The organism is Vibrio taketomensis, from assembly GCF_009938165.1.
Lineage (GTDB): Bacteria > Pseudomonadota > Gammaproteobacteria > Enterobacterales > Vibrionaceae > Vibrio > Vibrio taketomensis.
On the sequence record NZ_AP019649.1, the window covers coordinates 716,413 to 732,338 of the forward strand.

The window sequence follows — 15,926 nt, forward strand, 5'->3', positions numbered from 1 at the left end:
GACCATTTATTCTTTCGGTTGAGTAAAACCACCGTAGAGATCTAAACGGCGATGACGCAAGTTGGTCACCGACCCTTCAGTATTGAGCTGTTTTAACTTAGTTAAATCCACATCCGCAAAGATGATCATTTCGGTATTAGCATTGGCTTCGGTCAGTGTGGCGTCATGTGGGAAGTAGATATCCGATGGAGAGAACACCGCTGATTGGGCATACTGAATATCGACATTATCGACTCGAGGTAAGTTGCCGACACTACCGCCAATGGCGACGTAACATTCGTTTTCTACCGCGCGTGCCTGTGAACAAATACGTACTCGTTGATAACCGTTTTTGGTGTCGGTCCAGAATGGCACAAAAATGATTTGTACTCCTTCTTCGGCCATCATGCGCCCAAGCTCTGGAAACTCACTGTCGTAGCAAATCAGAATACCGACTTTGCCCGCATCTGTTTCAAACACATTAACCTGACTACCGCCGTCGATTACCCAATCTTTCTCTTCATGTGGCGTAATGTGTACTTTGTATTGTGCATTGATTTCACCGTCACGCTGCAGAAGGTAGGCAACGTTATACAGTTTGTCATCTTTCAGTTCAGGCATGCTGCCCGCAATGATGTTGATGTTATAAGTGACTGCCATTTGTGAAAAGCGGTTCTTAATTTCTTCGGTGAAGGTAGCAAGAAAACGAATCGCTTCAACCGAGTTCTGCTCTTTTTGTAGTCCCATTAATGGTGCATTGAAAAACTCGGGGAAGAGGGCGAAATCGGCTTTGTAATTAGAGAGGAAATAAAGAACTCGGCTTGATCGAGTAAATCTTCAAGATCATTCATTGCTCTCATTTGCCACTGCACGACGCCAATTCGGACTAATGTTTTTTCGACATCGTGAATCGAGTCAATATCCTCTTCATAGAAAAAGTTATCCCATTCGAGCAGAGTCGCGTAGCCGCGTGAGGCGTCATCTTCAGGCAGGTAACCGCGCATGATGCGTTTGACGTCAAAGCCGTTGGCGAGTTGAAACGACAAAATAGGGTCATGCAATTCACGGCGTTTTACTTTATCGATGTATTCGGCCACCGTCAGTTCATCAGCATGCTGGTGGTAATGGGGAATACGGCCGCCCGCTAATATCGCTTTAAAGTTTTTACTCCGGCATAGCTCTTTGCGCGCATCATACAAGCGACGACCTAAGCGCAAACCACGATAATCAGGATGAACAAAGACATCCAACCCATACATGGCATCACCAGTGACTTGGTTTTGAATCACGTTGTTTTCATTAATGATGTCAGTATAAAGATGAGGTAGGGAGAAGCGGTTGTAATTAACTTTAATTGTGAGCGCAGCGCCGACAATCTTACCGTTATCCTCGATACAGATTTGGCCATCAGGAAATTGGTGAATCAAATCCATAATCGTCATGCGTGGCCAAGAGCCACCGACATCATGAAATACCAGATCCATTAAGGTGGCGAGCTCAGGGTAGTCGCTCGCTTCAATCGTGCGCAGTGACAGGCGTGGAGAGTTGACATCCATAGTGTGATTATCCTTGTTCTACTATGCTGTAAATATTCTCTTAAGTAAGGTCTTAAGTATTGTCGTTAGTATGGTGAGAATGCCAGAACTTGGATGTTTTAAATATACCAATTGCTCACAATTTCTTATCAAATTAGTCACTTATGTTTTTTACGACGATGTGTGAAAAACGCCAGTAGGGGATTTGCATTGCTCATCCCGATCTAATACATCAAATCACGCATTAGGGCCTCGTATTCTTCGTTCGCCTCTTCCACGAGGCTTGATAGTTCGAGCGCATCTTTGACTTGCAGTTCACATCGCCAAGCGGTGCTCTGGTCTTTACCACACACACGAACACTCGTGCCTGTTGATTCGAAACTGAGATCTTCAAATTCGGTGCTGTGTTTCTCGTTTAGCTCGACAATTTCAACCTCGAGTCGTCCCGTAGGATTCACTTCGAAATGAGCATGCATATTTGGACGTTCTGGGAGAGAGTAGTGTCGGTGAACGGTAATCATATGGCCTCCTTGCTTTAGCTTTTTAGTTTAGTCAGTGTTTTGATGAAACAATCATGAAGCTTGAACGTAACCAAAAGCGTAGCAAATAAAACGCAGTGGTGTGGTTGAAAGGCAGCAATTGCCGATGTCTGGCATTAAGTTTTAAACACGGGAGTTAAGATATTGGTTGCATTTGCAATGCTAAAACTATGTTTGTGATTGATATTATGAATTAAGGGAATTGTTACCGTTATCTTACTGTACAAGTATTTTAGATTTGGTTATTCTTCTTCGTTACGGAGCAAACCCGCTCTGAATCGCTGCTCTGACAAGCAAGCAACTATAATAAGTGATTCGCTAGCTTATATTAGTTTGGTGTTGTTTCATTTATTTCTAGGTAAGTTGTTATGCAGACAGTGAATTGCACTCTCAATACCGTAGTTTATTAGTAGTTTTGAAACCTCTTTTATCACCTCAAGAACGCACCCACCTTTTACTTAAAGAACTGGCTTTAAGCGCTTTGCTTCACCTTGAATTTCATCAATTGGATAAAGGTAGAAAGCTGACATTGGCTGACAAAAACACGTTGTTTCGCTTGTGGTTAAAAAAACAATCGTCATCGGCGCGTTACAAACTACTGAAGAAAAAAATCAAGGTATTGGTGGCACACTCACAAGGTAATAACTACAACCTTGAGAAATTGTTCCTTGAGTTGATTAACTTTGATGAGGGCAGTGAATTGACTGCCCTCGAAGAATACCTATTGCTAGTCCGCTCAATTGAGAAAGACTTAGGCTTGACGGTATTACTCTCTTCTCCGCAAAAAGTGGAGTTAGACTTTGCTGAAGGGAAGAACTTTGTTTGTGTGTTAGCAACTGATCTCAATGCGCATTTCTCTGCCAATGGTCAAATGGTTGCCCCGATCACTTTCTTAGTTCGCGCTGGCGTGACCGAGCGTTCGTCGGTGTTGAGCAACGTCTATAAGTTTGGTCAGTTTAGTCATAGCGTGTTGTACGAAGATAGCGATTTTCTGCGCTTTGAGCTGATCGGCTAATTACTCATTCCTCATCTGTCAATAATTGTTGAGCTAGCCATTGAGTGGCGAGCTGGCATGCACATATCTCTTAAACACTACAATTTCACTCGCATCTCATGGCTGAACCTGCCTATTTATCCATCAAATGCTTTATTCTGACCATCGAAATACCGTAACAAAAACGCGTAAGTACATGAACTAATGGGTTATTAGGTACACATCGTATTGATGTACGGAAAGTGTCGCGTAACAAGAGTGCAAAATGATTTGCTCTAACTCTCAGCAAGGTAACTATGGATAGCATTACCGAAGGCTCACAATCGCCAGTAATTTCTGCGCCTGATCAAAATCTCGAACAACAACTGCTGTCTCTCGCTGAGCGCAGTGGTGTTGATGGCCACCAACTCGTTAGCCAATTACGTTCTTATTTTCGTTCGGATGTAGAACAGTACGCGCTTCAATGGATGGGAAAAAAGGCAGCTAAGCAGTGTGCACTGTCATCTACGAGGGCAAAGCTTGAGGCTGATCATCAAGCCAGTATCAATTGGCTAACCACGCAAAATGTATTTGTCGAAGGTGATAATTTAGAAGCACTCAAGCTGCTGAAAAAGAGTTATCACCAAGCGGTAAAGATGATCTATATCGACCCGCCTTACAACACAGGGCAGGAGTTTACTTACCAAGACAAATTCTCAGAAAATTTGCGTGATTACCTCGCGCATACCAACCAAGTCTTGACGCAAGGTGAGTGGCTTACTAACGAGATTGAGGCCAGTGGCCGTTATCACTCCAATTGGCTATCGATGATCTATCCGCGCCTTGAAGTTGCTAAACATTTGCTGCGCTTAGATGGTGTGATTTTGGTGCATATCGATGAGAATGAAAGCCATCATCTGCGTTTAGTTATGAACGAAATTTATGGCGAAGAGAACTTTCTTGGGGAGATTTGTTGGGATAAGGGCAACCCGAAAGGGGATGCCATCGCCATTGCCTATCAGCACGAAAGTATTTTGGTTTACGCTCGTGATATCAGCATATTCAAACAGCAATGTCGCTTAGTGAAGCCAAAAGACAACGCCGAGAAGATGCTGAATAAGGCGCGTCAGTTATGTGGAAAAATAGGTAAGCAAATTATTCCGCCGGATCTTAAGCAAGCCAATAGCAAATACGCCCTAGATCTTAATTTAGAAGACTATCGTCAAACATATGAATTAGGACACGCGTGCCGATTTCAGGCAATGGGTGCGTGCACAAAGCTACCTGTCTGGCGGAGAAGCGGCATACAACAAACTTGATAAAGAGGGTGAGGTTTATCGCACGGTTTCAATGGCGTGGCCAAGCAAAAAGCAGGCGCCAGATAACTATTTTATTCCGCTTATCCACCCTAAAACCAATAAACCATGCCCAGTGCCTGAGAGAGGTTGGCGCAATCCGCCAGAAACCATGGCGAAACTGTTGGCACAAGGAAAGATAGTTTTTGGTGAAGATGAAAGCCGTCAACCAGAACGAAAATATCTGCTTAAAGATAACATGTATGAAAATGTGCCTTCTATTCTCAAATACGCAGGCAGTGATGACCGATTACTAAAAAGCCTAGGTATCCAATTTGACAACCCGAAACCGGTTGAATTGGTACATAAGTTGATTTCGTATTTCACCCAGCCTAATGACATGGTGTTGGACTTTTTTGCGGGCTCAGGCACAACTGGGCATGCGGTATTAAAATTTGACGCACTACAAGCTCGGCACTTTATTTTGGTACAAAGAGCAGAGACCACTGCTAATGAAGAAGTAATTTCCAACATCACCAAGCAGCGTCTATACAAAAGTGAGAATATTCAGCAGCAAGGGGTTAAAGTGTTTAAGCTGGTGGAGGAGAACTAGCCACTTCAGAGAGTCATGATTAGTTCTTTAATCTAGGGTAAATAAGGCCCCGATTGGAGCCTTTTTAAACTCAGTTTAGCTTTCAGTCTGAGCGCTAAGCTGGCGTGCTGGATGTTTGATAAATACCGCAAGTACGGCGGTAATCACTAACGCGAAGCAGTAGTAAGAATTCGCAACCACGTCTAACGGTGAGAGATTGAAGACGGAACCTAGCAATAGAACTTGTGCGCCATAGGGTAATACGCCTTGAATCACGCAAGCGAAGATATCAAGCAAGCTGGCTGAGCGACGCGGTGTGACATTGTGTTCTTCCGCGAGTTGGCGAGCTACGCTACCAGAGACAATGATGGCGACGGTATTGTTCGCAGTACAGACATTCACCATCGATACTAGCCCTGCAATCCCCAGTTCACTTGCGCGCCCGTTGGCTTCGATCGAGTGATTAGAATCAAAGCGGCGAATAACACAACTCACTAGATTGGTTAGGAATGCAAGACCACCTTGACGGCGCATCAATTCACTCAAACCACCGATGAGCAATGATAGCAAGAAGATCTCTTGCATATTGCCAAAGCCTGCGTAGATATCTTGAGCAAATGTGGTGAGGTTATAGTTGTCGATTGAGGATAAACTGACGCTACCCGCGAGAACGATGCCGATGGTTAGCACGACAAATACGTTCATGCCCAATATGGCGAGCACGAGAATCGTTACATATGGCAGAACTTTCAGCCACTCAATGGCACCGGCTTCAGGAACCTGTGTCGCTGCACTATGGAAGGTAAAGATTACTAGCGCAATAAATGCGGCGGGTAGCGCAATGCGAATGTTCTCTCTGAACTTATCCTTCATCTCGCATCCTTGGGAGCGAGTTGCGGCAATTGTTGTGTCAGAGATGATAGAAAGGTTATCACCAAACATTGCGCCACTAAGCACTACGCCAGCGGTTAATGGAAGGCTCATACCGGCAGACTGAGCAATCCCTAGAGCAACCGGAGCAACTGCTGCGATGGTGCCCATTGATGTGCCCATTGCAGTGGCGATAAATGCCGAAATGAGAAAAATACCTGGCAAAATCATGCTGGTAGGAATAGCCGAAAGCCCAAGGTTAACGGTAGCATCGACGCCACCTGACGCTTTGGCAACCGCGGCAAAGGCGCCCGCGAGTAGATAGATTAAACACATAGCAATGATGTCAGGATGACCAACACCACGCATAAAATGTTCGATAGAATGATTGAGTTTATCTTTGCTTAGTATAAGCGCAAGGACCACCGCAGGTAATATAGCGATAGGGGCTGGCAGTTGATAGAACGCGAAATCCACGCCTTGAAAAGACAAGTATGTACCCACGCCAATGAAAAGAGTGAGAAAGATTACTAAAGGTAAAAGTGCGACCGCTGATGGTGCGATGGCTGCGTTAGCGTTTTTTGAACCAGACATATGAACCACAACATTATCAACAAATAGGGTGAGCGCACTAATCAGACAGAAAACGAAACCTTAAGTGATATATGAGTGGCTTTGTCTCTGTTTTGATTAGTTTGGTTTTTACGCGGCGATAAAAAGAACCGCAAAAGCGGTTCTTGTATTAGGGGGGATGATTTTTAACGGGTGTTAACCATTAAGTGCACTTAGGAGCGAGTGCATATCCTGACCATTCACTTCGCGGTTAATGATCAAGCTTGATGCCAACTCAATTAGCTTGCGTTCAACAGCAATGCGCTGCTCGCTATCTTGGATGGTTTCAAGTTCTTTCACTTTGGTATCACCAATCACGCGACGGATAATTTCTAGGCCAGCATAGCCTTTTGCATCCGCAACGATTTGGCGTGTGTACCATTCAACAAACATTTCATTCTTAGCGACGTCTTCTTGTACAGTCGCTAGATAAGCTTTTTTGAACTCACGTTCAAAACCGTACAAAATTGCAGGCACTGTTGACGCTACCCAGTTGATGAAGTTGTCTTTGGTTTCTGACTCTTCATCCGTTACTTGGCACACCATTGCTGGCATCACTAAGTGCGCAATCACGTTACCAATGTCGTAACCGATAGGGCCGTAGAATGCGAACTCAGGGTCAAGCACCTTAATGCCATTGTGGTTGATGAAGATCGAACCAGAATGGAGGTCACCGTGAATCAATGCTTGTGCGTTGTTCATGAAGTTGTAACGCAACTTCATCGCCTCAGAGACTAATTGATGGTTCGAATAGATATGCTCGTTCACATACTCTTCATTACCTTGAGTGATGATGTTGCGACCTTTGTAATCATTGAAAGGTTCAGTGAATACTAGGTCTTCTGAAATATCACATAGTTCAACGTTAGTGAATTTCGCTACGTTGGCTTTCTTCTCTGCGCGGTTTAGGATCAGATCGGTAGTGCCTAGTGCCGTTTTAGAGAAGTAGCTGATAATTTGTTTATGGAATGATGGGAAAACCTGACGCTCCATCATCTCGTAACGGAAGTTTTTGAATTCCGATACGTCTTCCATAAAGGTTACCGACATGACTGGGTCATATAGGTAAACCTCAGGGATCATCTCTGGTGCCAACTTATGCTGAATTTGCAGCATGGTTGCTTCAATTTCACTGCGTTTTACATCGAGTGGACGACCGCTTGAGCGCAGTACCACGTCCGCTTGTTTCAGAATCAATGAACGATTGTTTTCTTGGTCAGTGATTTTGTAAACGTAGTTAATGTTACCGTCACTGAGTTCTTTAATTTCCAGACCTTCTGTTTTGCCAAAGAAATGCAATTTTTCTTCGATGTAGTTAGGAATATCTTCGAAACCTAATTTAAAGTGAGTAGAGTACATGGCTATTTAGCTCCAGAATTTATTATTATTTTCAGCGTAAGATTTCAGATCAAATGGGCTGTAGATACCAATATCCGTTACTACACCATTGACCAGTTTTGGACCGGTAATATCAAATGATGGGTAAATCGATTCCACACCTTCTTCAGTGATGCGTTGGCCCATTAATGTCATTGTTTCTAGAGGATCGCGTTGCTCAATCACAACTTGATCGATAGTGGCTAAATCCACATCTGGAATACCTGTTACGTAGTAAGGAATACCAAAGTGTTGAGCCAGAATTGCGATTTGCTGAGTACCAACCTTGTTAACCACATGACCGTCAAGCGTGATGCTGTCTGCGGCTGAAGTGAATAGGTTGATGCCTAGATGCTGCATCGCGTAGGCAATCATATTGTCAGCGAGTACCGTGACTTTAATGCCCTGATTTTGTGCCACAGTGGCGGTAAAACGCGCACCTTGGAAGAATGGTCGAGTTTCTGCACAGAAAAACTCAATGTTCTTACCTTGACGTTTCGCTTCACGAATCATGGTGCCGATGATGGTTTCACCAAAGCACTGAGTCAGGATCTTGCCGTTGTCAGGGATGAGCTTAACCAGGTGTTTTGCAACTTCACCAATGGCGCTGTAGCGTTTGTTGAGCGAGTGAATAGCATGCTCGAAAATCGCTTGTGACAGCACTTGACCCGATTGCATCGCATTGCGAGCGACTTCCAAGCAACCGTTCACCACGATAGTCATGCGGTTTACGGTTGTTGGGCGAGCGTGAGATAGGGCATAAGCCGCTTTCTCTAGAAATGCCATTTGCTCTTCAGCCGTCAACGTTTTGCATTGGTCAGCTGCTAGCGCCATACCCATTGCCGCCGCCGTGTAAGGGCCTGCACTTTGCGTCACCATATCGGTGATGGCTTGTGCGACTTCTTGGTAGTGAGTGCAACGAACGAATTCTTTTTTGTATGGGTAGACGCGGCGGTCTAAAATGCGCACCACACCATCTTCATACCATGCAACATTTTCATATTGCATCATAAACGCGAGTTCGTAATCTTGACGTTCCATGAGTGTTTCCTATGCCGCCTTCGTTGCTGCGATTGGTGCAGCCTTCTTAGAGAAGTAAACCATTGAGATTAGAGCCATCACTAGCATTAGCATTGGGTAGAATGCGTAAGGCATAACGGATACTGGTGAAATTTGAGCTAGACCTGCAACCATTAGGAACTGACCAGCGTATGGCATCAAACCATTCATTGAACAACCACAGATGTCTAGTAGAGACGCCGTTTGTACTTTGTCGATACCGTATTTTTCAGAGATATCTTTGGCGATAGTACCTGCAGTTAGGATACCGATGGTGTTGTTCGTTGTTGCTAGCGTGATCAAGCTTACTAGGCTTGCGATACCAACTTGGCCGCCAAATGCACCGTTAGAGCGTGCTGTGATTTTCTCTAGTAGGAAGTCGATACCACCGTAGTGCTTCATTAGACCAACCAGACCAGACACCACGATGGCGATCATGCCTAGGTTTTGCATCCAACCCATACCACGCTGTACTGACTCAAGTGCAGATAGGTAGTCTAAGCTGCCGTTCATGAAGCCAATCACGATACCCGCAACCACACCTAGTGCTAGTACGCCCATAACATGTAGACCAGCAAGAGCAGCAACGATGATAAGTACGTAAGGAGTGATATTGATTAGTGAGTATTCACCAACCGCTGTTTCTGCACCGTTACCGAAAGGAATGATCGCAAGTAGAATGATCGTACCGATGATTGCTGGTAGAACAGTGATGAAGTTGTATTTGAACTTCTCTTTTAGTGTTACGCCTTGAGTACGACAAGCCGCGATTGTTGTATCTGATACGAATGAACAGTTATCACCGAACATTGCGCCACCAACCACTGTTGCCATGATTAGCGCAGGGTTACCACCTACTTGCTCAGCCACGCCCACACCGATAGGTGCTAGAGCTGTGATGGCACCCATAGAAGTACCCATTGCAAAAGACAGAATGCAACCGATGACAAAAATACCCACTAGAACCATGTTAGAAGGAATGATCGATAGGCCGAAGTTAACAATCGAGTTAACCGCACCCATTTGGTCCGTTACTGAGTAGAATGCACCAGCAAGTAGGAAGATCAGCACCATCATGATGATGTCGCTATCACCTGCCGCTTTAGTGAAGATGTTCATCTTCTCTTCAAACGTATCTTTCTTGCCTTTTGGTTGAATCATTAATGCAACAACCACAGAAAGAGTGAACGCCACTAGCAATGGCATGCTTGAAAAGTTGTCAGCGTAAACGCCAGTTAGTACATAAATAACAATGAAGAAAATGAGAGGCAATAAGCCAACAAAATTACTTTGCTTAGTCATCATTAAAGTCCTATTTAGTAGTCACTTGACTATATTTTTTAAACGCAACTAACATCTCTTGAACTCCTTCATCACTGATAATGTTTGGAGTGCCAAGCAATTTAGCCTTGTAATAAATCTCAGCAGACAACTCTATTTCTTCAGCCTTGTTAAACGCGTTTGCGATATCTTTAGCACCAGCGACTAAACCGTGGTTTGCCATTAATACGACATAACGATCTTCCATTGCTTCAAATACGTTATTTGCTAATTCTTCCGTTCCATTTAAAGCATATTTAGCGCAGCGTACATTTGGGCCACCACAAACTGCGTTTAAATAATATGCTGATGGAATTTCCATCCCTAGAGTTGCCAACGTTGAAGAATAAATAGGGTGAGCATGAACAACGGAATTAATGTCATCACGATTCTTATAAAAAACTGTGTGTAAACCATATTCCGAAGATGGTCTATTACTACCTTCTACTACATTGCCATCCAAATCGATAACGACAACATCTTCTGCTGTCATAGTTTCATAATCTATTCCGCTTGGAGAGATAATTACTAATTTATCTTCACGAGAATAAATACTGATGTTGCCACCAGTGCCACGTGTTAAACCTGTGCTGATCATTTTATTGCAATATTTAACGATCAGCTCTCTCTGCTTTTCAAACATCATAGCGAAAGCCTATATATATAAATTAAATTTTAGAAAATATTAAGCTGCGATTTCTAGAACGCGAATAATATCTTTATGTGCTAATTGAATATAACGACCAAGTGTTTCGTTGCCGTTTAAAGCCTGAATTGCCACTTTGTCGAATTCATTGGTTGGAATATTTGATTCAGTCAATGAAGTTGATAGGTTCATTGCTTTGAATGCCTGAACAAATCCATTGATGGCGGCTTGCGCTTTCTCTTCTGGGTTACCTTCTTGAACGCCAAATACGTTTTCTGCTAGACGAACTAAACGCTCAAGCTTGTTGTTCTCAATTAAGAACTGCATCCAGGCTGGGAAAATAATTGCCATGCCAGCACCGTGAGTGATGTTGTAAAGACCACTGATTTCATGCTCTATGCGGTGTGATGCCCAATCAGAACTGCGGCCAGTATCAAACAAGCCATTGTGACAAATTGTGGCTGCCCACATGTATTCCGCCATTAAGTCGTAGTTTGTGTGGTCTTCCATCAATGCCGGTGAGATGTCGAGTAACATCTTAAGCAAACCTTCCATCATGTAGTCGTTCAATAGTGAACATTCTGTAGTGGTAAAGTAACGCTCGAGAGTGTGTGACATTGCATCGGCAATACCTGATGCTAGCAATGGTTTTGGCAAGCTATAGGTTAGCTCTGGGTTCAAAATTGCAAAACGAGGGAAAAGCTGAGAATTGTCTACGCCTTTCTTAAGTTTAAGTTCATCGTGCGTGATGATGGCACTTTCAGACATCTCTGAACCAGAGCCACAAATAGTCAGAATGACGCCGACAGGTAGTACTTGGCTTGGTGTTTCGCTACCGGTAAAGAAATCCCACACATCACCTTGATGCGGAACACCCATAGCGATAGTTTTTGCCGAGTCGATAACACTGCCGCCGCCAATTGCCAGAATGAAATCAACACCGATTTCACGGCACATTTGCACGCCTTCTTTTACCCCAGATAGAAGCGGGTTAGGCACAACGTTATTTAGGGTGACGTACTCAATGCCATTTGTTTTTAATGAGTGAGTGACAGCATCAAGTAAACCATTGGTTTCAATGCGATTACCATCATAATGAATCAACACTTTCTTGCCGAAAGGTTTGATGTAATCGCCCACTTTAAGGTGTTCATCCTCACCGAAATGAACTTCGGTTTTGCATGTGAACTTAAAATTATCCATATTACGACCTAAAGGATAGTGATATTAGAAGTAGAGCAGATGCGTTGTTCGTCATCTGTCAGTTTTTTATCGGTTATTAGTATATCAACACAGTCAACATCAGATATTTTCATTAAGCTGAATGAGTCAAATTTAGTGTGGTCCACGACCAGAATTACTTGTTTGCTGTTTTTCATCATTAAATGACGAATCATTGCTTCATCTTCACTATTATCGTAAAGCCCTTTTTCTAGGTTGAAGCTTGGGCAACTAATAAATGCTCTATTTGCAGAAAATTTGCTTAAAAGGTCGATAGCAATAGAACCAGTGTATGAATCATTATCATCACAATATATACCACCAATCATAATTAACTTTAGGCTACTGCCTTTAACATAGTCATTTACAATCGATGAGTTTGAAATAATAGTTACTTTCTTTTCTGATTTTATTAATTCCTGAACAATGCAAAGTGAAGTAGTGCTGCAATCAAAAATACAATGTCACCATTTTTAATTAAAGAAACTGATTTTTTGCTAGTTCTAATTTTTCTTCAACTAATAAATTTTACGAACTGTACTTGGCACGCCATTATCACTTACATAACAAACGCCACCGTGAATTTTAACGATGTTGGTGCATTCTTCTTGTAGCTTATCGATATCTCTGCGAATGGTTTCTTGCGACACATTAAATTCTTCACTTAGGTCACTTACTTTGAGTGAGCCTTTTTCTTTCACCATGGCTTCAATAATCGATTTTCTTTGTTGTGCTAGCATTTTTGTTTTTCCTTATTTTCTGCTGAGTATTAGACAATAAAGCTCAAAAATAACTAAGAGAGAAATCACGAAAACCACAAATACACAGATAAAATCACAACAAAAGTCACATAAAACAACAAAAAACAATGTGGGTTATGTGGCTTTAGGTGGGAATGGGAGCTCAAAGGATCGATCTTAGCTATCGGTTAATGTAAAAAGATCGTCGGTAATATTGACTACATAACAGAGCGTTAAGCGTTGATTGCCAAGATTTGTAGAGGAAGTGGTTAATTGTGTTTGGAAATTGGAGAGCTAAAACGTCGGCCTTATCATCACTATGTGGGAAGTGTAGGGTGATAGGCTTGATAAATGTTAGATTTCACACAATGCCACATACTTACAGCAAGGCGAAGTTATAACGGAAGTGGTTAAGTGGGATTGCTTGAGCTGCTGTAATGCGATTCAAATTCAGCAAATGAGTTGTTTATCCGTTCTGACATTTTCGCTGGTTTATGAGAGGATGGTGTAGAACCACCATAATCTTCTTACCGCGGATGGTAAATTGTTCCCTCATGTGAATATCTCGACAGGAGTTGAGTTTTAACGATATGAGTATATGTGGCTTATTGTGGGATTGAACAAGCGCTAACATCAACATCAAACGAAAGGGAGTGACGTGATGTTTGAGTATAAACAAGTCAATGTGGTTTTTAAGCAGGAAACGGCAGAAAGTTATCAAGGAATTGAGCTGCTGGGTTTCAACCTTGGGTCAGACGAGCACCAAGTCCAAACTCAATTTAGTTTTGGTGATGGTTACGCCGAGCAAAGAGCCGAGACGCAATTAGTCACTGAGCTGACTTTACCTAATATCATTAAAGTATCATTGCTTCTGCAAAATCAAACACCACAATTTGCGATAGAAATATTGGGCAGCGGTGAAGAGGCTCTACTGACGGATGCCTTCTATTGGTTAGACGATAGTTTGATTTTCCAAAATGGTCACAATGATGACTTCACACCCAAATGGACCAATCTGGTTTGTCAGGGCGGATCGTTTGATGAATTTGCTCAAGCGATGTTGAAAGCTATCAACACCATAAACACTCAAATTGAGCAACAAATGCAACGAGTCGTCGGTGAGCGACCTACGCCTAACCGTGCATTTCATTGATGATAGAAGCAAAGCCGTTTTGCCACGCATTAAAAAAGCTCCTATCGGAGCTTTTTAATATCGTTTTAGTATTCAGCTTGTGAGGTTGGCTGACGAGTTTGATGCTTGATAAATACCGCTACAATCGCCGTGATTGCAAGAGCAAAACAGTAGTATGAGTTTGCTACGATCTCCAATGGAGAAAGACTAAATACCGAGCCTAGTAGCAACACTTGCGCGCCGTATGGCAATACACCTTGAACAACGCACGAGAAGATATCCAATAGGCTAGCTGAGCGGCGAGGAGAGACGTTATTCTCTTCTGCTAGTTGGCGCGCCACGCTACCAGAGACAATGATTGCAACGGTGTTGTTTGCGGTACAGGTATTCACCATAGATACAAGGGCTGCGATACCCAATTCACTTGCGCGGCCATTCGCTTGTTTAGAGTGGCTTGAACCAAAGGTGCGAATGATGCCACTGACGAAATTGGTCAGGAACGCTAAACCACCTTGGCGGCGCATCAGTTCACTCAAACCACCAATTAGCATGGATAGCAGGAAGATCTCTTGCATATTACCAAAGCCAGAATAGATATCTTGCCCAAAGTTAGTTAGGCCATAGCCATCAATCGATGACAGACTTACTCCGCCAGCCAGAAGAATGCCGATGGTGAGAACAACAAATACGTTAATGCCTGACACTGCAAGCACTAAAATCGTTACGTAAGGTAGAACTTTTAGCCATTCAATAGGACCAGTCTCAGGAACTTGAGTTGCAGTGTTATTGAAGGCAAAAATTACCAACGCGACAAAGGCTGCTGGAAGCGCAATACGAATATTTTCTTTGAATTTATCTTTCATATCACACCCTTGCGAACGGGTGGCTGCAATAGTGGTGTCAGAGATAATGGAAAGGTTATCACCAAACATCGCGCCGCTAAGTACTACGCCTGCCGTTAATGGGAGGCTCATACCGGCAGATTGAGCAATACCGAGTGCTACGGGAGCAACCGCCGCAATGGTACCCATTGATGTGCCCATCGCCGTGGCAATAAAGGCAGAAATCAAAAAGATGCCTGGCAAAATCATGCTAGTAGGAATCGCCGATAAACCGAGGTTTACCGTGGCATCGACACCACCAGAGGCTTTTGCAACAGCAGCGAAAGCACCAGCAAGCAAGTAGATCAAACACATCGCGATGATGTCTTGATGACCGACACCACGCATAAAATGTTCAATAGCATGATTGAGCTTATCTTTGCTTAGTAACAGTGCAAGGATCACCGCAGGCAACGCCGCAATCGGGGCTGGCAGTTGATAAAAAGCGAAATCTACACCCTGTAAAGATAAATAAGTACCCACACCAATGAACAGTGCGAGGAACACAATCAAAGGCAGCAGTGCAAGCGCCGATGGTGCGATAGTTTTATTAGTATTTTTAGAATTAGACATGTGAACGACAACATTATCAATAAATAAGCCAAGCAGACTAATCGGACACTTGAGCTCTGTCAACTAATAGACGTCTATATGGCTAATTGTTTTTTTAAGCGCGTGTTACTAAATGTGTTACCAATGAGTTAGGTAAGGGAGGGGAACGGGCGTGAAATTGGAAGTTGAGGGGATCTCGTTTGAAGCTATTTATCTGAATATAAAAAGGGCCAACTCTTTCGAGTTGGCCCTTCCAAACGTTTGGTGGAGCTGGCGGAGTTGATAACTAATCTACCAGTGTCCATCTATGTATCGCTAAGCCTTTTAAGCCTAGCGTGTTACGGATGTGTTACCACTTTGGTTGTTTTATAATCAGATGCGAGTCAAATACTTAGCCGATAATTGTCGTTTAGCATCAGCAGGGATGACTAGATCGACTACTCAAAAGTCCAGTCATTCTACTTTCTCATTTTCCATTTGATCCCAGAAATCTGAGTCTAATTCTTTTATTTCCCGTTACTCGATTCATATTCAATGAGTAATGCCTCTTCAGACACGTCCATTGATTTAGCTAGCCATGTTTCAGAATTACGTCACTTCTGT

The 15,926-nt window shown here is 43.1% G+C and carries 14 protein-coding genes and 1 pseudogene; 4 read left to right on the top strand and 11 right to left on the bottom strand.

All coding sequences use genetic code 11. The features are described from left to right. Positions 1-6: 6 nt before the first annotated feature. Positions 7-1,535: pseudogene (locus Vt282_RS03315) on the bottom strand (GNAT family N-acetyltransferase). Between the two features lie 203 nt (positions 1,536-1,738). Continuing rightward, positions 1,739-2,035, bottom strand: coding sequence for a hypothetical protein (locus Vt282_RS03320; RefSeq protein ID WP_162062553.1), 297 nt, complete (start codon positions 2,033-2,035; stop codon positions 1,739-1,741). Between the two features lie 433 nt (positions 2,036-2,468). Between Vt282_RS03320 and Vt282_RS03325 the strand changes: the two genes are divergently transcribed. From Vt282_RS03325 to Vt282_RS03335, 3 genes are all read left to right on the top strand, one after another. Then, positions 2,469-3,068, top strand: coding sequence for a DUF2913 family protein (locus tag Vt282_RS03325; RefSeq protein WP_162046975.1), 600 nt, complete (start codon positions 2,469-2,471; stop codon positions 3,066-3,068). A 275-nt stretch (positions 3,069-3,343) separates the two neighbouring features. Next, on the top strand, positions 3,344-4,345 hold the full coding sequence (locus Vt282_RS03330; RefSeq protein WP_162062554.1) for a site-specific DNA-methyltransferase: 1,002 nt from the start codon (positions 3,344-3,346) through the stop codon (positions 4,343-4,345). Continuing rightward, complete coding sequence (locus Vt282_RS03335; RefSeq protein ID WP_162062555.1) at positions 4,293-4,934, top strand: DNA methyltransferase; 642 nt, start codon at positions 4,293-4,295, stop codon at positions 4,932-4,934. Before Vt282_RS03330 ends, Vt282_RS03335 begins: the two co-directional genes overlap by 53 nt. 75 nt (positions 4,935-5,009) lie before the next feature. On the opposite strand, the gene Vt282_RS03340 is transcribed toward Vt282_RS03335, so the two are convergent. From Vt282_RS03340 to Vt282_RS03375, 8 genes are all read right to left on the bottom strand, one after another. Beyond that, complete coding sequence (locus tag Vt282_RS03340) at positions 5,010-6,377, bottom strand: Na+/H+ antiporter NhaC family protein (protein ID WP_162062556.1); 1,368 nt, start codon at positions 6,375-6,377, stop codon at positions 5,010-5,012. Between the two features lie 174 nt (positions 6,378-6,551). Then, the gene (mtnK, locus tag Vt282_RS03345) at positions 6,552-7,754 is read right to left on the bottom strand and encodes an S-methyl-5-thioribose kinase (RefSeq protein ID WP_162062557.1); all 1,203 of its coding nucleotides are present in this window, start codon (positions 7,752-7,754) and stop codon (positions 6,552-6,554) included. Positions 7,755-7,760: 6 nt separating this feature from the next. Further along, on the bottom strand, positions 7,761-8,813 hold the full coding sequence (locus Vt282_RS03350) for a s-methyl-5-thioribose-1-phosphate isomerase (RefSeq protein ID WP_162062558.1): 1,053 nt from the start codon (positions 8,811-8,813) through the stop codon (positions 7,761-7,763). 9 nt (positions 8,814-8,822) lie between these two features. Then, positions 8,823-10,136: a Na+/H+ antiporter NhaC family protein gene (locus Vt282_RS03355; RefSeq protein WP_232055090.1), complete on the bottom strand. Its 1,314-nt coding sequence runs from the start codon at positions 10,134-10,136 to the stop codon at positions 8,823-8,825. 7 nt (positions 10,137-10,143) lie between these two features. Continuing rightward, entirely contained in the window at positions 10,144-10,797 is a 654-nt protein-coding gene (locus tag Vt282_RS03360) for an L-fuculose-phosphate aldolase (protein WP_162046969.1), read from the bottom strand. A 39-nt stretch (positions 10,798-10,836) separates the two neighbouring features. Beyond that, complete coding sequence (locus tag Vt282_RS03365) at positions 10,837-12,000, bottom strand: iron-containing alcohol dehydrogenase (RefSeq protein ID WP_162062559.1); 1,164 nt, start codon at positions 11,998-12,000, stop codon at positions 10,837-10,839. Between the two features lie 8 nt (positions 12,001-12,008). Further along, positions 12,009-12,476 (bottom strand): DeoR/GlpR family DNA-binding transcription regulator, encoded by a 468-nt coding sequence (locus Vt282_RS03370; protein WP_162063667.1) that lies wholly within the window; start codon positions 12,474-12,476, stop codon positions 12,009-12,011. Between the two features lie 60 nt (positions 12,477-12,536). Next, a complete protein-coding gene (locus Vt282_RS03375) occupies positions 12,537-12,758 on the bottom strand; it encodes a DeoR family transcriptional regulator (protein WP_162062560.1) in 222 nt (73 codons plus the stop codon). Between the two features lie 661 nt (positions 12,759-13,419). Between Vt282_RS03375 and Vt282_RS03380 the strand changes: the two genes are divergently transcribed. After that, positions 13,420-13,911, top strand: a complete 492-nt coding sequence (locus Vt282_RS03380) for a hypothetical protein (protein ID WP_162062561.1) — start codon at positions 13,420-13,422, stop codon at positions 13,909-13,911. A 65-nt stretch (positions 13,912-13,976) separates the two neighbouring features. Here the strand turns inward: Vt282_RS03380 and Vt282_RS03385 are convergent, their stop codons facing one another. Then, positions 13,977-15,344, bottom strand: a complete 1,368-nt coding sequence (locus Vt282_RS03385; protein WP_162062562.1) for a Na+/H+ antiporter NhaC family protein — start codon at positions 15,342-15,344, stop codon at positions 13,977-13,979. Between the last annotated feature and the right edge of the window lie 582 nt (positions 15,345-15,926).